Here is a 20,045-nt window from a genome sequence, read left to right as displayed (position 1 = left end):
GAACTGATGCGCGGCATCGCAACGGGAAGCCCGCGCTAACGTCTTGTAACAATCGGCGCCCGCCCCCGTCCCCCGCTCTTTCCTCCCTTGAACATCCTTCATCCCGCGTCGCGCCCGGCGTCAAGCGGCCCCACGCCCTGCGGGCGGGCCGGACCGGCCCGTCAACCCCCTTCTTGCCGAGCGCCGATATCCGTCCCCCCCGTATCGAACCGGAAACCGAATCTCGCAACCGTTTCGATCCGGGCGGAGAACGCGTGTGCAACCAGCTTGCGCCGCAACCGCACGACCAGCGCATTGACCGTCTCGGGTTCGATGTCGGCATCGTCCCACGCATAACGCAGCACGGCGTCGCGGCCGACCGGCCGCCCCGCTTCACGCAGCAGGCATTCGACCACGCGAAATTCCCGCGCGGTGAGCGCGAGCCGCCGGCCATGCTCCTCGAGCGCGCGCGTGGCCGTATCGAGTCGAACCGATTCACGCGTGGCGACGACGCCCGCGCGGCGCCACAGCGCGCGCAACCGCTCGTGCAGTTCGACGAACGAACAGGGATGGGCAAGACATACGTCGCAGCCGGCCTTCAGCATTTGCGCGCGCCGGACGGGCGTGGCGCCGGCGACGATCGCGGCAATCGTCGCGCCGCCGGCCGACGCGGCGAGCCGCGGTAATCCTTCGAGGATCGCCGGGCGCGCGGCGGCATCGGTCGCGACGATCACGATCGCGTCGAACCGGCCCTGCGTCGCCGCAAAACAGCCATCGCGCCATTCGTCGACGCGCTCGACGCCGTGCATGCTTTCCCGAAACGCCTTGTCGAGCCGCGACGCGCCCGGGTTCGGCGGCGCAATCAGCAGGATGCGCATCGATCGGGTTCCTGCGCCGTCACGCGAGCGAGCGCGGCCAGCATTCGACCGTGATCGCCGCACCGGCCGGCCGCGCATCGCCGATTCGCAGCGCGAAATCGTGCACGCGCATCACCGCCGACACGACGCTCAACCCGAGCCCGGAGCCGTTCACATGACGCGTGCGTTCGCCGCGATAGAAGCGTTCGAGCACTGCATTGCGCTCGGCGGGCGGGATACCGGGCCCGGTGTCCTCGAACCGGACGAGCGGACCGTGCGGCGTCGCCTGGAGCACGACGCGCACACGGCCGCCCGGCGGCGTGAACTTGATCGCGTTGTCCGCGAGATTGCTGAACGCCTCGAACAACAACGCGCGGTCGCCATGGATGCCGTCGACCGCGGCCGCCTCGAGCGCGAACGACACGTCGACGGCCTCGGCCAGCGGTTCGTAAAGCTCGCACACATCGCGCAGCAAGGTCGCGACGTCGACCGCCGCAAAACCGCCGCGCCGGCTCAGCGTGCCGATCTCGGAGATGCGCAGCATCGCGCGAAAACGCTCGAGCAGCCGGTCGGTCTCGTCGCGCGCCGACGCCAGCAGCGCCGCCGACGCGGGATCGTGTGCGCAGAACGGCTGGCCCGAGAGCCGCGCCAGCATCGTATGCACGCGTGCGAGCGGCGTGCGCAGGTCGTGCGCGATCCCGTCGCAGGTATGCCGCACCTCGCCCATCAACCGCTCGACTTCGTCGAGCATGTGGTTCACGAGATGCGCGAGCAGATCGAGTTCGTCGTAGCCGCCCACCGGCAGCCGCTTGCCGAGATCGCCTTCGGCGATCTGCCGCGTGACGCGCCGGATCGCGGCGACGCGGCGCATCTGCCGCATGCCGAGCATGCTGCCGCCCGCGACGCCCGCGATCAGGATCATCACGCCGCCGATCACGAGCCCGCGAATCGCGACGTCGCGGATCTGGATGAAATGCGACAGGTCGCGCGCGACCACCAGCGTCATCCCGTTGTCGCGGCGCACGGCCATCGCGCGCGCGATCGGCGACGATTGGCCGTCGAGCAGCACGAGTGTGTGGTCCAGCGTACGGCCGTGGCGATCGGTGCGTAGCGCGGGCGGTGTCGTGATGTCGCCCGCCACGCGGCGCCCGCTCGCATCGAACAGCCCGTAGAAATTCGTGTGCATGTGCTCGTGCTCGAGCCGCCGATGGATTGCGAGCGGCAGCTCGGCATCGGGAATCGAATCGAAATAGATCAGTTGCCACGCGAGCACCTCGTCGGTGTCGCGCGTCATCGTGTGGGTCGCGGCCACGCTGATCACGCCCGCGAGCAGCAGCAGCGACACCGAGAAGATCGCCGCGTACGCGCACAGCCAGCGAAACGTCGTCGTATGCCAGCGGCGCGTGAAGTTCGCCGCGCGGGCTGCGTCCATCCGTGCCTCCGTCAAGCGAGCATGTAGCCCGATCCGCGTACCGTCTGGATCATCGGGTTCGCGCCGGGCGGATCGATCTTCTTGCGCAGCCGGCCCATGTGGACGTCGATCAGGTTGGTGCCGGGATCGAAGTGATAGCCCCACACGGCCTCGAACAGCATCGTGCGCGTGATCGTCTGGCCTGCGTTGCGCATCATGAATTCGAGTACGCGGAACTCGGTCGGCAGCAGCGCGATCTCGTCGGCGCCGCGGCGCGCGCGGCGCGAAATGAGGTCGAGCTCGAGCGCGCCGACCTTCAGCAGCGTCTGCTGCGGCACGCCCGATGCCTGCCGGCGGCGCAGCAGCACTTCGATGCGCGCGCTCAGTTCGCCGGAATCGAACGGCTTCGTCAGATAATCGTCGCCGCCCGCGCGCAGCCCGCGAATGCGCTCGTCGACGTCGCCGAGCGCGCTCAGCATCAGCACCGGCGTGTCGATGCCGACCGTGCGCATCGCGGTCACGATCGCGAGACCGTCCGCGCCCGGCAGCATCCTGTCGAGCGTGATCGCGTCGTACGATGCGCTCATCGCGCGCATCATCCCTTCGCGGCCGTTGTCGATCCAGTCGACCGCGAAGCCGCGTGCGGTCAGTTCGCCGACGATTTCGTTCGCGGTCACCGCATCGTCCTCGACCGTCAGTACTCGCATGGTTGCCCTCGCAATGAACTTCGAGACGGGCGCATACCACGCGCCCGCCACTATCGTAAGCGCCGCGATCGCCGTGCGGCGCAAGATGAAAATAGCTTCATCCGGCATCGCGGCAAGCGTGCGTGAAAAATGTTTCATCCGTCCGTCGCCTGCCCCGCGACCGCGGCCGTCTACGCTGACATCGTGCGGCAACGGGCCGCGAAACCAGGAGCTACCGGATGAAACTGTCGACCACCCTCGCCTGCATGCTGCTCGCATGCGCCAGCACCGCCGCGTTCGCGGGGCCCCACCTCACCCCGCAGCAATGCAACGCGTACCCGTTCGTGCACACGGGCAGCGGCGTCACGCGCGCGGACCTCGTGCGCGAGCTGACCGAACTCGAGCAGGTCGGCTACGAGCCGGCGCACGCCAGCCCGTATTACCCCGACGATCTCGCCGATGCGAAGCATCGGCTCGCCGCCGAATACCGCGCCGACTGCACGCACGCGCTGACGGCCGACGCGGGCGCGCACCACTGACCGCACGGCCGGCGCAACGCAGCCGGAAAGCAAAAAGGCGGCACGCGCGTGCCGCCTTTCTTCGTGAACGCGCATCGACGTGGACGCGACGCGCCACGCCGGCGCTCAACGCGACATCATGTTCATGCTCACGTTGTGCATCACCCACAGCGTGCCGACGATCAGGATCGCCGCGGTCAGCACCGTATAGCTGAACGCCATCACGTTCCAGCGCTGGCCGGACGAGCCGTTCATGTGCAGGAAGTACACGAGATGCACGACGATCTGCACGAACGCGAGCACGGCGAGCCCGATCAGCGACGCATGCGGCGACAGCACGCCGCCCATCACGAGGCCGAACGACGCGGCCGTGAGCAGCACCGACAGGATGAAACCGGCGACGTAGCCGCCGACGCTGCCGTGCCCTTCTTCGAGTTGAGACGAATGCGAATGGGCCATTTAGATCACGCTCGCGAGATAGACAAAGGAAAACACGCAGATCCACACGATGTCGAGGAAGTGCCAGAACAGGCTCAGGCACGTCAGGCGCCGCAGGTCGCGATCGGTCAGGTCGCCGCCGCGCGACATGATCTGCGCGGCGAGCACGATCATCCACAACAGGCCCGCCGTCACGTGCAGCCCGTGCGTGCCGACCAGCGTGAAGAACGCCGACAGGAACGCGCTGCGCTGCGGGCCGGCGCCTTCCGCGATCAGGTGCGAGAACTCGCGCAGCTCCATCGCGAGAAACGCCGCGCCGAGCACGAACGTCACCGCGAGCCAGGCGAGCAGCGCGCCGCGCCGCTGCTTGTACGCCGCGAGCATCGCGAAACCGTACGTGATGCTCGACAGCAGCAGCGCGGCGGTTTCCACCGCGACGCCCGGAATGTCGAACAGGTCCTTCGCGGTCGGACCGCCCGCGTACTGATTGCCCAGCACCGCGAACGTCGCGAACAGCGCCGCGAAGATCACGCAGTCGGTCATCAGGTACAGCCAGAACCCGAACACCGAATGCGACGGCGGATGGTCGTCGTGCTCGAGCAGGGTCGCGCTCAAGGTTTTCTGCAACATCAGTTGGCCTCCAGTTCCACGTCGTCGACGCGCGCGGCCGTGCGCCGCGTCGGCTGCTTGTCTTCGGTCTTGCGTACCGTCGACGCAGGGATGTAATAGCCGTCGTTATCGCGCGAGCTGTAGATCACGAGCGTCGCGATGATGCCCACGAGCCCGCCGATCGCCATCCACCAGATGTGCCACACCAGCGCGAAGCCGAGCACCAGGCTGAAGATCGCGATCACGAGGCCCGCACACGTATTCGACGGCATGTGGATGTCGCGAATCGCCGCCGGGTTCGGCCGGCCTTCGCCGCGCGCCTTCATGTCCGCGTACGCGTCGAGCGTGCGCACCTGCGGGATCACCGCGAAGTTGTAGTCGGCCGGCGGCGACGACGTCGCCCACTCCAGCGTGCGGCCGCCCCACGGGTCGCCCGTCGTGTCGCGGTACGCGGGCAGGTTGCGATTGCGGATGCTGACCACCAGTTGCAGCAGCTGGCACGCGATGCCGATCGCGATCAGCACGGCGCCGAACGCGGCGACCAGCAGCCACGGATGCCATGCCGGGTTGTCGTAGTGGTTCAGGCGGCGCGTCATGCCCATGAAACCGAGCACGTAGAGCGGCACGAACGCGACGTAGAAGCCGACCTGCCAGAACCAGAACGCGGCCTTGCCGAGCTTCTCGTTCAGCTTGAAGCCGAACGCCTTCGGGAACCAGTAGTTGAAGCCCGCGAGATAGCCGAACAGCACGCCGCCGATGATCACGTTGTGGAAGTGCGCGATCAGGAACAGGCTGTTGTGCAGCACGAAGTCCGCGCCCGGAATCGCCATCATCACGCCGGTCATGCCGCCGAGCGTGAACGTGACCATGAAGCCGATCGTCCACAGCACGGGCGTCGTGAACTCGATCCGGCCGCGATACATCGTGAACAGCCAGTTGAATACCTTCACGCCGGTCGGGATCGCGATGATCATCGTCATGATCCCGAAGAACGCGTTCACGTTCGCGCCCGAGCCCATCGTGAAGAAGTGATGCAGCCACACGAGGAACGACAGCACCATGATCGCGCAGGTCGCGTACACCATCGTCTTGTAGCCGAACAGCGGCTTCTTCGCGAACGTCGCGATGACCTCCGAGAAGATCCCGAACGCCGGCAGGATCAGGATGTACACCTCCGGATGGCCCCACGCCCAGATCAGGTTCAGGTACAGCATCGCGTTGCCGCCGGCTTCGTTCGTGAAGAAGTGCATGCCGAGGTAACGGTCGAGGCCGAGCAGCGCGAGCGTCGCGGTCAGGATCGGGAACGATGCCATGATCAGCACGTTCGTGCAGAGGGCCGTCCACGTGAACACCGGCATCTTCATCAGCGTCATGCCCGGCGCGCGCATCTTGATGATCGTCACGAAGAAGTTCACGCCGGTCAGCAGCGTGCCGACGCCGGAGATCTGCAGCGCCCACAGGTAGTAGTCGACCCCTACCCCCGGGCTGAACTGCAGCTCCGACAGCGGCGGGTACGCGAGCCAGCCCGTCTGCGCAAACTCGCCGATCACGAGCGACACGTTGATCAGGATCGCGCTGACCGCCGTCATCCAGAACGACAGCGAGTTGATGAACGGGAACGCGACGTCGCGCGCACCGATCTGCAGCGGCACGACCAGGTTCATCAGGCCGACCATGAACACCATCGCCATGAAGAAGATCATGATCACGCCGTGTGCCGTGAAGATCTGGTCATAGTGGTGCGGCGGCAGGTAGCCGGGCGCGTTGTACGCGAGCGCGAGCTGCATGCGCATCATGATCGCGTCGGCGAAGCCGCGCAGCAGCATGATCAGCGCGACGATGATGTACATCACGCCGAGTCTCTTGTGGTCGACCGTGGTCAGCCATTCCGTCCACAGCCATTTCCAGCGGCCGGTGATCGTCAGCGCGGCGAGAATGCCCAGCACGACCAGCCCCATGAAGGCGCCGGCCCCCATGATGATGGGCTGATCGAACGGGATCGCCGAAAGTGTGAGTTTGCCGAACATGCGTTACCCCTTCGTGCCGCAGGCGGCGTCCTTCAGGTCGAGGACGTGGCCATCGTTGTATTTCGCGATGATGTTGTGGAAGAGCCGCGGATCGACCGACGAGAAATAGCGCACCGGCGCCTTCTCGCTCGGCTGCGCGACGGTGCCGTACACCGTCGCGTCGAGCCGTTCCGGCGACGCCTTCACCTTCTGCACCCACGCATCGAACTGCTCGCGCGGCTCGGCGAGCGTGCGGAACTTCATGTCGGAGAAACCGCGGCCGCTGAAGTTGGCGGACGTGCCCGCGTAGTTGCCCGGCTCGTCGGCGATCAGGTGCAGGCGCGTCTGCATGCCGGCCATCGCGTAGACCTGGCCGCCGAGCTGCGGGATGAAGAACGAATTCATCACCGAATCCGACGTGATGCGGAAGTTCACCGGCGTGCCGACCGGAATCGCGAGCTGGTTCACCGACGCGATGCCGAGTTCCGGATAGATGAACAGCCACTTCCAGTCGAGCGCGACCACCTCGACGTCGATCGGCTTCACGGCCGATTCGAGCGGCTTGTACGGATCGAGCTCGTGCGTGGTCTTCCACGTGAGCACGCCCAGGAACAGGATGATCAGCGTCGGCACCGTCCAGATCACGACCTCGATCGCGGTCGAGTGCGACCAGTTCGGCGCGTACGCGGCGTTGCGGTTCGACGCGCGGTAACGCCACGCGAACCACAACGTGAGCAGAATCACCGGCACGACGACGATCAGCATCGCCCAGGTGGACGTCGCGATCAGCGCCTTTTCTGCCGCGCCCACGCTTCCTTTCGGATTTAGTACATCTAAATTACAACCTGACAGGCTCAACGCCGCGCCGATTGACATCAGCGCCGCCCAGCCTCTTGAAGCTCTTCTTCTCATCACACAGCCCCGCGGGTCATTGAATCCGTTTGCGTATGCCCGATGCGCATTCGATTCACGAAATTGGCCGAATCATACGTCGCGCGAGTGCGATGAAAAACCGGTGCATGCGGCAAATCATCATTGCAAAATCTGCCGTGAGTCACATTGTCGCGGGGCAATTTCACGCAGCCGGAAGCGGGCCCGGCACTTGCCGTGCCGGGCTGCGGATCGATGCGCGCGCAACCATGCGCGCCGCGCGATGCGGCGGGCTTGCGCGGCGTGGCGCGGCTCGACGTGCCGCGATCAGTCGTGCGTCGACGCCATGTACGACGGCAGCGCCGGCGCGGGAGCGTCCCCTGCCGGCACCTTCGAATGGCTCGCTTCCTGGATCAGCTTGCCGACGGTCGGATCGATCGCATCGGTGAACGGCTTCGGATCGATGCCGACCGCCAGCACGATCAGCGCGAGCGACGCGAACATCACGATCTCGCGACGGTTCAGGTCGGCGAGCTTCGCGATCTGCTGGCTCGCGACCTTGCCGAACACGACGCGCTTGAGCATCCACAGCGTGTACGACGCGCTGAGGATCAGCGTGAGCGCCGCGATCGCGCCAATCCAGAAGTTGAAGCGGATCGCGCCCATGATCACCATGAACTCGCCGACGAACCCCGACGTGCCCGGCAGGCCGACGTTGGCCATCGCGAACAGCAGCGTGAAGGTCGCGAAACGCGGCATCACGCCCGCCACGCCGCCGTACGCGGCGATCTCGCGCTGCCGGGTACGGTCCACGAGCACGTTCACGCACAACAGCATCGCGCCCGCGACGAAGCCGTACGACACGAGCTGCACGATCGCGCCTTCGACGCCGATCCGGTTGAACAGGAACAGCCCGAGCGTGACGATTCCCATGTGCGCGACCGTCGAATACGCGAGCAGCTTGCCGAGATCGGTCTGCGCGAGCGCGATCAGGCTCGCATAGACGATCGCGAACAGGGACAGCGCGATCACGGCCGGCGCGAAGAAATGACTCGCGTCGGGCGTGATCGGCAGCGCGAAGCGCAGGAACCCGTACCCGCCGAGCTTGAGCATCGCGAGCATCAGCGCGGCGCCCGTCGGGCCGTCGGTGTACACGTCGCTCAGCCACGTGTGGACCGGCCACATCGGCACCTTGACCGCAAACGCGGCGAAAAAGCCGACGAACACCAGCAACTGCGGCGCGAAGCCGAGCTGCAGCGTGCGCCACACGGCCATGTCGAACGTATGCGACTGCGCGTACAGGTACAGCATCGCCATCAGCAACAACAGCGAGCCGGCGAACGAGATGAAGAAGAACTTCACGGCCGCATACACGCGGCGCTCGCGCCCCCACGTGCCGATCAGCAGGTACAGCGGGATCAGCGTCGCCTCGAAGAAGATGAAGAACAGCAGCCCGTCCTGCGCGACGAACACGCCGACCATCAGCCCCGACAGGATCAGGAACGACGCGTAGTACTGCGCGACGCGCACCGTGACCGATTCCCACGACGCGACCACCACCACGAGCGTCGTGAACGCGGTCAGCACGACGAGCCACAGCGACGCGCCATCGATGCCGACCCGCCATCCGGCATTGAATGCCGCGAGCCAGTCGCGTCTTTCGACGAACTGCATCGCAGCCGAATGCGCGTCGAAGCCGGCAACCAGCGGCACGACGGGCGCCAGTCCGGCGATCGCGCCGACCAGCGCGATCAGCCGTATTCGCCGTGAATGCTGATCGGAACCGGCGCGCAGCAGGCCCGCGCCGAACAGTATCGGAACCCAGATGGCCAGGCTCAGGAAGGGAAAATCATGCATGTCAACAACGCCTTGAGGAAGTCGCACCCTGCATCGGGGACAGGCGCGACGAAAGGAACGAAATAAAATCGACAGGTAGATTTCGTGAATCGCCAATGTTGGCTAAATGTAAAGCGACATCAGCGAAAAACTTGATGCCGCTCAAACGCGATCGGGTTAACCAGCATAAGGCGATTGAATATTTTCTGCAGCGCAGCAGAATGTTGTTTCTTGGCGTCGGCGTAGTTCGCTGATTTTTATGAGTAATTTTTTGTATTGCCGGGCACTCTGCACGGCAAGAATAGACGCAGCGCCGCATTTTTGATGTCGACCGTTCGTTTCGAAGGGCCGGAATGACAAGGTCGGCATTCCGCGATCTTGCGATCGCCCGGCACTCCCTGCCTTACAGAAATGCTTTCATTCTTATTTCATTCGATTTGGTGCAGCGCATATCGGGCGATGAGGTGCCCTCGCCCGCCCCTTCTCGTGCGGCCGCGCCCTAATAACTCAAGCGGTCCCATAAGCCCCCGCTCGGCGGCAATCTCCATCAGACGAACATATGCCACATCGGGCCTGCGACGTGTGCGTGTCGAAGAAGTACCTTGGCTCATTGTCTTCAGAACTGAGCAGTCACCTGAAAACCGAGCGTCACTCGCACAGTCGGAAAACCCGATGGCTTGTAGACAGGCGTACCCGCGAAGAGATCGTACGCATAGGCTCCGAATCGCGTGCCCACGCTACCTTTTATGCCGATCACGGCGCCGGCCAATTGCGTCCCGACGAGAGCGACAGGCTGCGGGCCCCATACGCGACCGTAGTCGAGCCCCGCATAAATTGCCTGCCCCGTCTGCCCGATCGGCGCCTGCAGTTCGTTGCGCCAGTAGAAGCCGCGTGCCGCGGCGAGCATCGTTTCGCCATCGAAACCGCGCACTGTGTAGCGACTGCCAATCGTCAAATCGTCGATGTAGTAAAGCGTGTTTCCGGTGTACTGGCCGTGGAATGTGCCGACATAGCGGAATGGCTGCTTACCGATCGCAAAGGGCACCGACAGGTTCGCGTCGACTACCGCCATCTTGAAGCGATAGGTCGGTCCACCACCCGCTGCCATCGTATCGTCCTGAGCACCCAACCCACCGACGCCTTGACGATATGCAAGCGAGCCGTCGAACTGTGCGCCGCCGAAGTAGTGGCGATCGGTCAGGCCCAGTTCGATCATCGTGTTGTTGCGGCGCTGCTGCGAGATCTCGGTGTCTTCGATAAAGCTTTGTCCGAAACGACGCGACAGGCGAACGTAGGCGCCGAACACATCATTTTGATTACGCGACAGCACGCGGGCCAGCTTGAAATCGACCGTCTTGGAGTTGCCGCTTGCGATGAACGTCTGGTTCACGCCGGCGATCTGCTGGTAGTACGTGTTCGTGTAAGCCGAGAGCGTTGCCGTCCAGTAGCCCCACGGAATCGAATAGAAACCGTTCCAGCCGTGCGAGCCGAGGCGCTTGTCGCCGAATTCGAGATCCTGGCTGACGCCGACGTTGAACACGTCGCTCAGGCCGAGCGGGTTGTCGATGCCGAGCGACAGGTTGCCTTGCAGTTTGCTGGTGGCACGCGTGCCGGAATTGTCGATCGACGCGACGACTGTCCCCGGCTTGCCGCGCTTCACGTCGAGCACGACGTCGCTTTCGCCGGGAAGATCACCCGGAACAAGTTGCATCGAGACATCCTGACTCGATACGCGTTTCATTTGCTCAAGGCCTTGTTCGAGGTCGCGCAGGTTCAGCAGGTTGCCGTCGCGGGTCGGGAACGCGGTTTTCCAGGTGCCACGGAGCTTTTCGTCGGCGAAGCGGACGTGGCGGATCATGCCGGGGATCAGCGAGAGTTTGAGCGTACCGGTCGATAAGTCTTGCTCTGGAACGAGCACCCGCGTAGTGACGTAGCCCTTCGCCAAAATCGCCTGCGACGGTCCCTTGATCAGTACGTCAATACCTTGTTTGCCGACGCATTGCCCTGCGTAGTGGTTCAGCCATTCGCGTGCGAACGCAAAGCGATCCATCGGTAAGGCGGATGCCCCTTGGGCCTTCGCTGCATCGGACAATGAGCCAGGCACGTCGAGCGTAAAGCGGTCGATCGGGAAACATGGCGTTTCGGTAGGAAGTGCTGGATATGCTTCAGTGCGCGGCAATTCAGAACGAATTGAAGGCGCGCGCACCGCCGCGTCGCGTTGCTGCGCATCGCGTTGCTGCTGTGCTTGCCGATCCTGCTCCGCGTTCGCCCGCGCGGCGGCGGCCTGATCAGCAGGCAGCGGGGCCTGCTGAGCCGACACAGCAACCGACATCAACGTTGTGATCGACAGCGCCGGCAGGCCCTTCATTATCTTCATTTGTATCTATCCCTGATTCTGCCTAATCTCCATACAACCTATACGGGCATTCTGCTCTAGTCGTATTTCAATTCCAATGAAAATCTTCCTTTATTCACATCAACAACAAGGATGAACAATTTCCATTTTGGTTGATTTTGTGAGACAAAAAATCGACGATGCTCAACCAACAATTCCAATAGCCTACTGTTAAGACTAGCACTACCCAAAAACCATGAAGAATCTCCATTTTCCGCGACGGCATCAAACTCGAATTTCGCCTGATCGTCGTCATCCGCAAGTTGCGCTCGCATAACGATCGAATGCGATCCCGCCGGAGCGGCGTCATAAAGCAGCTGGCCAACCTCCTTGCATATATCAACATCTCGGCTGTCCATTACCTTTCTCCAGGCGAATTCCTAAAATACTGCTGCGCCGGTCGACCATTGCCACTACGTACGTGATGTTAAACCCTTCAGGTCTTCGACTATCCCCTTGGTATTGCGGTTCGATCGAAACCTTCACTTGCTTTCCCGCATTCAGCGCGTCGGCCCAACTATTCTCCAATTGCTTCCATGCTCCGCGATTCAAGTTTGAATCCATTGGAACTATGTTTAGCTTCTCTCCAGGCCCGTTCAATATGGACGCGATCAAATGACCGCCATCATCTCCACTATCTCCTTCGCGCCCCGCCTTGGATTGATGAACTGGCTTGTGATGTCAAAGCCGGCCTGGATCTTGGCCTTGTCGAAGATCGGCGCGAGTGCACGCCGGTGTTCGACGTATCGCGATTGGTGCTCGCGACCGCTTCGGCGGCCCGACCGAAATCAACGCGGCGAACGGCAGGGCCGCCAGTTGTTTGGTTATTGTCATTTGATGGTTAGTTCTTATGCTGGCCCGATACCGCGTGGCTATTTAGCCACTTTGCCGACCTCAATCGTAAACACAAGATCTTCGAAATCTGGATTACCCATGCCGTCGCTGCAATGGAATGAGATATGACGATCGTCTTTTTTCACCAACATGCCGGCATTTCCAATCCATGCATGCGAAACGCCATCATATTTCCAAACATTCCAAACTTTAAGGGCGGCCCTCCCACCCTTCTTAATCGCGACATTCAGCGGAATATGTTTCGGACCATGATCCGACCATATAAGAAAATCCGTCAAAATCTGATTATTAACCTCAACATTGCAATTCACCGCCTTTATGTTAACGCCTTGGACTGTCGACTTTTTAAATGATACAAAATCAGGGAACAGTACTGCTTCCCCCGAAGATACGTCGATCTCATACAAACCGTATATTTCCCGGCCGTCAACCACGATTTTGGGGGCTCTAGCTTCTTGGAAGCGCTGCGCTAATGAGATGTTCGTCATGTAAATATCCGGGTCTTCGATACCGATCTACCGTTGCATGGTCTTGCGGCCACCGAGGCACGAATTCCTTGCCACCATCATGGACCGGGACGGGTTCGTGACTCAGTTCGATCGGAATGTCATTCAAGACATCGATTGGCTCTCTCTCCACCACCTCTATTGAAGCAGAGACCCCGAAAATACAAACATGATCTTCAAATCATCTTCTACGGGCAAGGCACCCCGCCATCATTTACCTCGTCTAACGCTCTACTCACTCTCATCAAAAGGATTTTCCTTCATATATCTTTTAATATCACTTTCTGAAATTCCAGGCGCACCCGCGCTTAACCACCTATCGAATTCGTCAGGATATGACCTATACACCCTCCCCCCAGACGATTGAACCGATACATCACTCCCAAATTCCGCTAGAAAACGCAAATGATGTACCACCATAATCCAAATTCGCTTGAGTTCAGGATCCTGCGGCACGCCGCCTGACGCCTCCGAAAGATAACGCGACTCGCCCTCAACGAAGTCCAACAGATCCTTCGCCCTTCCAGCGCTCAGCATTAGCCTTATAATTTCAACTTTCCCCATGATCATCTACCGATAGAATTTAACGTTATACCCATTGACGTCAACACCCTTAAATCCGAGAGAGCTCATCGATTTCCCTAGTGGAGTAGCCCAAACTGCTTGAACCGGCGAAATCCCAGAAGAGGTCGCCGAATTGTAAGCATCACGGTTTGCATTACCCAACTGAGCAGACACAGTTTTCACCTTGTCTGCTCCGACGGATTCTATTGCCTTAGAAATCATATCTGTTCCAACACCTCGCCCAGACACCGTAGTCCCGTACCAGTCTATGTGAAAATTCCCATCTGGAGAGTAACGACCAATCAGATCACTTTGCGCAAACTTGCTATCCACAACAGAGCCATTTTTATCAAACTTCTATCTCGCGGATAACTCGACATCTACATAACCGCCATCCTTGGCTTCAACTTTCGTGTCAAAATTCAATCCTTCCTTACCCGATGGCGATGATCCATTCGAATGAAGAATATAGTCCACGAGGCCTTTGCCTGATCCGGAATGATTTCCGCGATCCAGTCACTGATCTTCTTGGCATCAGGCAACGGCGAAATCAACGAACCCGGTTTGATACTCGGATCGAGCTCCGTGGCCGAATCAGCAATCACACCATCGCCCTTGCCTGCTGTCTCGCCCTCATACCCTGGACGGTCTCAAGAATCAAGTGCAACGTTTAGCCAATCCGGCGGCAGCCAATTCCATCGCCATAGCCTCTTCAGGGGTTTTCCAGTTGAGGGTTTGACGGGGCGGCCGTTCATCCGTTTGGCAATGTCGTTCAATTGCATCTGGGTGACGCCTGACAGGTCGGCCCCCTTGGGCAGAAACTGGCGCAGCAGGCCGTTGGTATTTTCGTTGCCGCCCCGTTGCCAAGGAGCGTAGGGATCTGCGAACCAGATGTCCGGATTCAGTCGTTCAGCCAACTCGACATGGCAAGTCATTTCCGATCCACGATCGTACGTCAGGCTCTCACGCAGAAAGGCCGGGAGCTTTCAGCAGTAGTTCCCGGACGACACATGGCCCCAGGTTTCCGCAATTGCGTTGCAGAAGTGCCAAAATTCGAGCAGTGAATCGGATGGAAGTTTTACGCGGACTTGCGCTTGGACCTCGTTGGACGATCCGTCTTTTCCCGGGAGTATACGGGACGAGCAATCATCGAGCGTTGCCTTCACGCTCGGAGACAGCGCGCAACACCATGCGGCGCCAACGATCAGCTCCGCCCAGCACATTCTTGCTGATGGGCCTAGTGAGGGGCTGAAAAAGAAAAAGCCCCGCAAGTCCGAGAACTTGCGGGGCTTTGTCACCGCTTTTGGCGGAGACGGAGGGATTCGAACCCTCGATCCAGGTTTTGGCCCAGATGCTCCCTTAGCAGGGGAGTGCCTTCGACCTCTCGGCCACGTCTCCCAAACTTTCGCTCGCACCAGGGAGGCAGTGCGACGAGAACGAGATAATATAGGGTTTCGAACCGTACGTCAAATTCCGTGATGCATTTTCTTCAATGCATCACGAAAAATTCACGATGCCTGGTCGAGTTCGAAAGCCTTGTGCAGCGCGCGGACGGCCAGCTCCATGTATTTCTCGTCGATCAGCACCGAGATCTTGATTTCGGACGTCGAGATCATCTGGATGTTGATGCCCTCTTCCGAGAGCGTACGGAACATCTTGCTCGCGACGCCCACGTGCGAACGCATGCCGACGCCGACGACCGATACCTTCGACACCTTCGGATCGCCCTGCACGCGCTCGGCGCTCACATGGCCCTGCACCTGGTTGGTTAGGATGTCCATCGCCTTCTGGTAGTCGCCGCGACCGACCGTGAACGTGAAGTCGGTTTTGCCTTCGACGCTCTGGTTCTGGATGATCATGTCGACGTCGACGTTCGCATCGGCCACCGGGCCGAGGATCTGATATGCGATACCCGGCTTGTCGGGCACGCCCATCACCGCAATGCGTGCTTCGTCGCGCTGGAACGCGATGCCGGAAATGACTGCCTTTTCCATGGTCTCGTCTTCTTCAAAAGTAATCAGGGTGCCCGAGCGCATTTCTTCGTCGAGCGCAATCAGCGGATCGGTCAGGCTCGACAGCACACGTGTCTTCACCTGGTATTTGCCGGCGAATTCGACCGAGCGGATCTGCAGGACCTTCGAGCCGAGGCTGGCCATTTCCAGCATCTCCTCGAACGTCACGCGGTCGAGGCGGCGCGCCTCTTCGACGACACGCGGATCGGTCGTGTAGACGCCGTCGACGTCGGTATAGATCAGACACTCTTCGGCACCGAGCGCAGCCGCCACCGCCACCGCCGACGTGTCCGAGCCGCCACGGCCCAGCGTCGTGATGTGACCGTCCGGATCCACACCCTGGAAGCCCGTGATGATCACGACCTTGCCCGCGTTCAGGTCGTCCTTCACGCGCTCGTCGTCGATCGAGTGGATGCGTGCTTTCGTAAACGCGCTGTCGGTCTTGATCGGCACTTGCCAGCCGGCATAGCTCACGGCCTCGACACCGATTTCCTGCAGCGCGATCGACAGCAGGCCGACGCTGACCTGCTCGCCGGTCGACGCGATCATGTCGAGCTCACGCGGGCTCGGCTGGCTCGAAATCTCTTTCGCAAGACCGAGCAGACGGTTGGTTTCGCCGGACATCGCCGAAGGCACGACCACCATCTGGTGCCCGGCCTGATGCCATTTTGCGACGCGTTTCGCGACGTTCTTGATGCGCTCGACCGAGCCCATCGAAGTGCCGCCGTATTTGTGTACGATGAGTGCCATTGTCGTTCTGAACTGGAGGAGAAGCCGCACGGGCGCGCTGGGCAGGCCGCATAGCCGTTCGGTCACGCGGCTTGTGGCTGTGGACGGACGACAAGGGGAACGGCTGGGACGCAACACGCAAGCGTGACGGATTTTGCCCGGAAGGCCGATCAGGCCGCGCAAACCGGGTACGTCACGCGGAAAACCTGCACAAAACGCTCAAAAATCGAGCCGAGCAAACGACCGAGCGTACCCGATAGAAGCCCGCTTGACAAGCCGCGCGCCGTGGCGGCGACCGTTCCGGCGCTGTTTACCAAATGGTGAAAATGGGCGCGCCATCGCGCCGCCGGAAGCCTGCCGCCGTTACGCGATCAGCAGGTCGGGACGCCACTCGATCCGGCGCCATGCGGCGGCGCCGGGCGCCGCCCCGTCAGGCATGCCGATGTCGCGATTGACACCCAGCCGCGGCACGTAGATCAGCCGGTCGCCCGCGAACAGCAGCGGCACGTCGCGTTGCCAGGCCGGCACCCCGCGCTCCTGGAACAGGTTCTTCAGCGTTCGGCCCGGGCCGCCCGGCGACGTCCGCATCCGTTCGCCACCGGCCCGGGGGCGCACCGCCAGCCGCGCACCGCGCAGCAGCTCCTCCGGCACCGCGTCGGCGCTGCCCGCGTCGGCGGGCGCAAACACGAACGTGCCGCGCCATCCCGGCAGGTGCCACACTTGCTGTCCGTCCCATGCGAGCGCCGCCTCCGGTTGCAGCGTACCCGTACCGTCGTCGGCCGGTTCGCTGCTGTCGCCGGCTTCCCAGTAGACGACATCGCGATAGAGCCGCAGGCACTGCCCCGCGTGATCGACGCGCAGCGCATGCGCGTCGTGCGCCGCGCGCAGTTGTCGCATCATGTTGGCGAGCCGGGCGGCCGACGCGCCCGGCAAACCGAGCCGGCGCATCCAGAAGCGCAGCAGGTTCGCGCCGCGCGTGTCGTCGAATCCGATCAGCGCGTCGCGCGACAGCGCCTGCCCGTCATCGCGCGCGGCGACGGCGAAATCCAGCTCGGCCAGATCGTCGAGCAGCCGCTGAGCCGCCGCCGCGTGCTGCGCCGCGCGACCGAGCGCATCGCGAAAGCCCGGGAAATGCACGGCCAGCGCCGGCAGCACGTCGACGCGCAGCGCATTGCGCGCATAGCGCGTGTCACCGTTCGATTCGTCGTCGATCCAGGCGAGCGCGTGCTGCTCCGCATAGCGCTCGAGTTGCGCGCGCAACAATCGCAGCAATGGGCGCACGCGCTCGATGCTCACGCCGTCGGGGCGATAACGCGGCGCCATCGCGGCAAGCCCCGCGATTCCCGCACCGCGCAACAGTTGCAGCAGCACCGTCTCGGCCTGATCGTCCGCATGTTGCGCGAGCCACAGCGCCGCCACGCCGTGGCGTTCGCCCATCGCGTCGAGCGCCGCGTAGCGACGCTCGCGCGCCGTCGCCTCGATACCGAGCCCGCTGTCGCGCGGCACGTCGACGCGCATCGATTCGAATGCGACGCCGAGCCGCGCCGCCTCCGCTTCGGCATGCGCGACCCATGCGTCGGCATTCGCGCTCAGGCCGTGATGCACGTGCAACGCGACGCAGCGCGATGCGCCCGCGACGCGCACGGCCGCATCGAGCAGCACCGTCGAATCGAGGCCGCCGCTGTAGGCGATCGCGATGCGCGCATCCGGCCGCAGGCCGGAAAGCGCAACGCCGACCGCGTCGAGGACGACACGGTCGGCGGAGAATTCGGTGGGCGGGATCACGAGCGGGACGCGCGCGCCGCGGCGCGCGCATTGAATACACGGCCGGTCATGCGCTCGGCGTGGTTTCCTTGAACTTGCCGTAGGCCATCAGGCGCTCGAAGCGGCGCTCGCGCAGCGCATCGATGCTCATGCCCTGGAACTGGCGCAGCGAATCGGCCAGCGCACGGCGCAGCAGCGCGGCCATGCCCTTCGGATCGCGATGCGCGCCGCCGAGCGGCTCGTTGATGATCTTGTCGATCAGGCCGAGCGCCTTCAGGCGGTGCGCGGTCAGGCCCAGCGCTTCCGCGGCTTCGGGCGCCTTCGCAGCGCTCTTCCACAGGATCGACGCGCAGCCTTCCGGCGAGATCACCGAGTAGGTCGAGAACTGCAGCATCATCACGGTATCGGCCACGGCGATCGCCAGCGCGCCGCCCGAACCGCCCTCGCCGATCACCGTCGTGATGATCGGCGTCTTCAGCTCGGCCATCACGTACAGGTTGCGACCGATCGCCTCCGACTGGCCGCGCTCTTCCGCGCCGATGCCCGGGTACGCGCCCGGCGTGTCGACGAACGTGAAGATCGGCAGCCCGAACTTCTCGGCCAGACGCATCAGGCGCTCGGCCTTCCGATAGCCTTCCGGACGCGGCATCCCGAAGTTGCGCGCGGCGCGCTCCTTCGTGTCGCGGCCCTTCTGGTGACCGATCACCATGCACGGATGGCCGCCGAAGCGCGCGAGACCGCCGACGATCGACAGGTCGTCCGCGAACGCGCGATCGCCATGCAGTTCGTGAAAATCGGTAAACAGTTCCGCGACGTAATCGAGCGTGTACGGACGCTGCGGGTGCCGCGCGATCTGCGAAACCTGCCACGGCGTCAGGTTCGCGTAGAGGTCCTTCGTCAGTTGCTGGCTTTTCTTCGACAGCCGCTCGATTTCTTCCGAAATATCGACAGCCGAGTCGTCCTGCACGAATCGCAGCTCTTCGATCTTGGCCTCGAGTTCGGCGATCGGCTGTTCGAAATCCAGAAACGTGGTCTTCATGTGTTCGAATCCTTGGGTCTTGCGGCAGCGCGTATTCTACCCGCGCGGGCGGCGCGCAAAACCGGCTCTCAACTATTGATGTTCAAAATTCGATAGCCTGCACTCAGGCGTCGGCGTCGGGCGCATCGAGGCTGCGCCACATGTACCAGGTCGCGACGGTGCGCCACGGCTCCCAGTTGGCCGCGACCTCGCGCGCCTCGCTGCGCGTGACGGGTTCGCCGCTGAAGTAATTGACGCTGATCGCACGGATCAGACCCGGGTCGTCGAGCGGCAGCACGTCCGGCCGCGACAGGTTGAAGATCAGGAACATCTCGGCGGTCCAGCGGCTGATGCCGCGGATCTGCGTGAGTTCCGCGATCACGTCCTCGTCGTCCATCGACGTCCATTTGTCGACGTGCAGCGCCCCCGACACGAAATGTTGCGCAAGATCGAGGATGTATTCCGTCTTGCGCTTCGACAGCCCGCACGCGATCAGCTTGTCCGCGCCGAGCCGGATCACCGGTTGCGGCGCGAGCTTCGGGCAGGCGTCCTCGATGCGCGCCCACAGCGACTGCGCGGACGGCACCGAAATCTGCTGGCCGACGACCGAGCGCGCGAGCGTGACGAACGGGTCGCCGCGTTTCACGAGATGCGCGGGACCGAACTTCGGAATCAGCTTCTTCAGGATCCGGTCGCGCTTGACGAGGTCCGCGCATGCCTTGTCCCAATAGGCGGGACGCACGACGACCTCCTCGCCCTCCGCTTCGGACGCACGTGTCTTGCGGGCCGCGTCGGCGGCCGGCGGCGCGGCCGCCGGCTGCGCATGACCGTTCAGCGCGCCGTTCGGCACGGCGCGCGTCGCGTCCGCCTTCGCCGCCGGTACGCGCTTGGCTGCCGGACGCGCGGCGACCGGGGTCGCGCGCCTGACCGGCGCTTTTCTGGCCGTTGCCATCTTGCCTCCTACCTGACGGATCGGTCAGTGGAACGCACCG

General features: G+C 62.7%; 17 protein-coding genes, 1 tRNA gene and 1 pseudogene. 1 reads left to right on the top strand and 18 read right to left on the bottom strand.

Annotated elements, in window-relative coordinates; genetic code table 11:
* Positions 1 to 161: 161 nt before the first annotated feature.
* From KPB06_RS13885 to KPB06_RS13875, 3 genes are read right to left on the bottom strand one after another with little or no spacing between them, the layout of a single operon-like run.
* A complete protein-coding gene (locus KPB06_RS13885; protein WP_275906109.1) occupies positions 162 to 857 on the bottom strand; it encodes a response regulator transcription factor in 696 nt (231 codons plus the stop codon).
* 19 nt (positions 858 to 876) lie between these two features.
* On the bottom strand, positions 877 to 2,268 hold the full coding sequence (locus KPB06_RS13880) for a sensor histidine kinase (RefSeq protein ID WP_059573660.1): 1,392 nt from the start codon (positions 2,266 to 2,268) through the stop codon (positions 877 to 879).
* Between the two features lie 11 nt (positions 2,269 to 2,279).
* The gene (locus tag KPB06_RS13875; protein ID WP_059573726.1) at positions 2,280 to 2,954 is read right to left on the bottom strand and encodes a response regulator transcription factor; all 675 of its coding nucleotides are present in this window, start codon (positions 2,952 to 2,954) and stop codon (positions 2,280 to 2,282) included.
* 218 nt (positions 2,955 to 3,172) lie between these two features.
* Between KPB06_RS13875 and KPB06_RS13870 the strand changes: the two genes are divergently transcribed.
* Positions 3,173 to 3,472: a DUF4148 domain-containing protein gene (locus KPB06_RS13870; protein ID WP_059573659.1), complete on the top strand. Its 300-nt coding sequence runs from the start codon at positions 3,173 to 3,175 to the stop codon at positions 3,470 to 3,472.
* 105 nt (positions 3,473 to 3,577) lie between these two features.
* Here KPB06_RS13870 and cyoD read toward each other — a convergent pair whose 3' ends face one another.
* The 15 genes and pseudogenes from cyoD to KPB06_RS13800 all read right to left on the bottom strand — a co-directional run bounded on the left by cyoD (position 3,578) and on the right by KPB06_RS13800 (position 20,005).
* On the bottom strand, positions 3,578 to 3,910 hold the full coding sequence (gene cyoD, locus KPB06_RS13865) for a cytochrome o ubiquinol oxidase subunit IV (protein WP_059573658.1): 333 nt from the start codon (positions 3,908 to 3,910) through the stop codon (positions 3,578 to 3,580).
* A complete protein-coding gene (gene cyoC / locus KPB06_RS13860; protein ID WP_059573657.1) occupies positions 3,911 to 4,519 on the bottom strand; it encodes a cytochrome o ubiquinol oxidase subunit III in 609 nt (202 codons plus the stop codon).
* Positions 4,519 to 6,525, bottom strand: a complete 2,007-nt coding sequence (cyoB, locus tag KPB06_RS13855; RefSeq protein WP_060966294.1) for a cytochrome o ubiquinol oxidase subunit I — start codon at positions 6,523 to 6,525, stop codon at positions 4,519 to 4,521. Before cyoB ends, cyoC begins: the two co-directional genes overlap by 1 nt.
* A gap of 3 nt (positions 6,526 to 6,528) precedes the next feature.
* Entirely contained in the window at positions 6,529 to 7,416 is an 888-nt protein-coding gene (gene cyoA, locus KPB06_RS13850) for a ubiquinol oxidase subunit II (RefSeq protein ID WP_059608796.1), read from the bottom strand.
* A 285-nt stretch (positions 7,417 to 7,701) separates the two neighbouring features.
* Complete coding sequence (locus KPB06_RS13845; protein WP_059573654.1) at positions 7,702 to 9,231, bottom strand: complex I subunit 4 family protein; 1,530 nt, start codon at positions 9,229 to 9,231, stop codon at positions 7,702 to 7,704.
* Positions 9,232 to 9,826: 595 nt separating this feature from the next.
* Entirely contained in the window at positions 9,827 to 11,578 is a 1,752-nt protein-coding gene (locus KPB06_RS13840) for a ShlB/FhaC/HecB family hemolysin secretion/activation protein (protein WP_373453008.1), read from the bottom strand.
* A 65-nt stretch (positions 11,579 to 11,643) separates the two neighbouring features.
* Entirely contained in the window at positions 11,644 to 11,964 is a 321-nt protein-coding gene (locus KPB06_RS13835) for a hypothetical protein (protein ID WP_081066511.1), read from the bottom strand.
* Positions 11,945 to 12,220 (bottom strand): DNA/RNA non-specific endonuclease, encoded by a 276-nt coding sequence (locus tag KPB06_RS34570; protein ID WP_373453004.1) that lies wholly within the window; start codon positions 12,218 to 12,220, stop codon positions 11,945 to 11,947. Before KPB06_RS34570 ends, KPB06_RS13835 begins: the two co-directional genes overlap by 20 nt.
* Positions 12,221 to 12,477: 257 nt before the next feature.
* Positions 12,478 to 12,948, bottom strand: a complete 471-nt coding sequence (locus KPB06_RS13830; protein WP_275906108.1) for a hypothetical protein — start codon at positions 12,946 to 12,948, stop codon at positions 12,478 to 12,480.
* A 1,239-nt stretch (positions 12,949 to 14,187) separates the two neighbouring features.
* Positions 14,188 to 14,516, bottom strand: a pseudogene (locus KPB06_RS13825) (IS30 family transposase); the annotation flags it as partial.
* 318 nt (positions 14,517 to 14,834) lie between these two features.
* Positions 14,835 to 14,928, bottom strand: a tRNA-Ser gene (locus tag KPB06_RS13820).
* Between the two features lie 110 nt (positions 14,929 to 15,038).
* Complete coding sequence (locus KPB06_RS13815) at positions 15,039 to 16,292, bottom strand: aspartate kinase (protein WP_012492698.1); 1,254 nt, start codon at positions 16,290 to 16,292, stop codon at positions 15,039 to 15,041.
* 342 nt (positions 16,293 to 16,634) lie between these two features.
* Entirely contained in the window at positions 16,635 to 18,056 is a 1,422-nt protein-coding gene (gene tilS / locus KPB06_RS13810; protein ID WP_059583391.1) for a tRNA lysidine(34) synthetase TilS, read from the bottom strand.
* A gap of 46 nt (positions 18,057 to 18,102) precedes the next feature.
* The gene (locus KPB06_RS13805) at positions 18,103 to 19,074 is read right to left on the bottom strand and encodes an acetyl-CoA carboxylase carboxyltransferase subunit alpha (protein ID WP_059583390.1); all 972 of its coding nucleotides are present in this window, start codon (positions 19,072 to 19,074) and stop codon (positions 18,103 to 18,105) included.
* 103 nt (positions 19,075 to 19,177) lie between these two features.
* Entirely contained in the window at positions 19,178 to 20,005 is an 828-nt protein-coding gene (locus KPB06_RS13800) for a DNA-3-methyladenine glycosylase family protein (protein ID WP_059583387.1), read from the bottom strand.
* Between the last annotated feature and the right edge of the window lie 40 nt (positions 20,006 to 20,045).

The sequence above is a fragment of the Burkholderia semiarida genome, from assembly GCF_029268935.1.
In the GTDB taxonomy this organism is placed as follows: Bacteria; Pseudomonadota; Gammaproteobacteria; order Burkholderiales; family Burkholderiaceae; genus Burkholderia; species Burkholderia semiarida.
The sequence above is the reverse complement of the archived record's forward strand: the minus strand, read 5'-3'. Positions and strand labels throughout refer to the sequence as shown.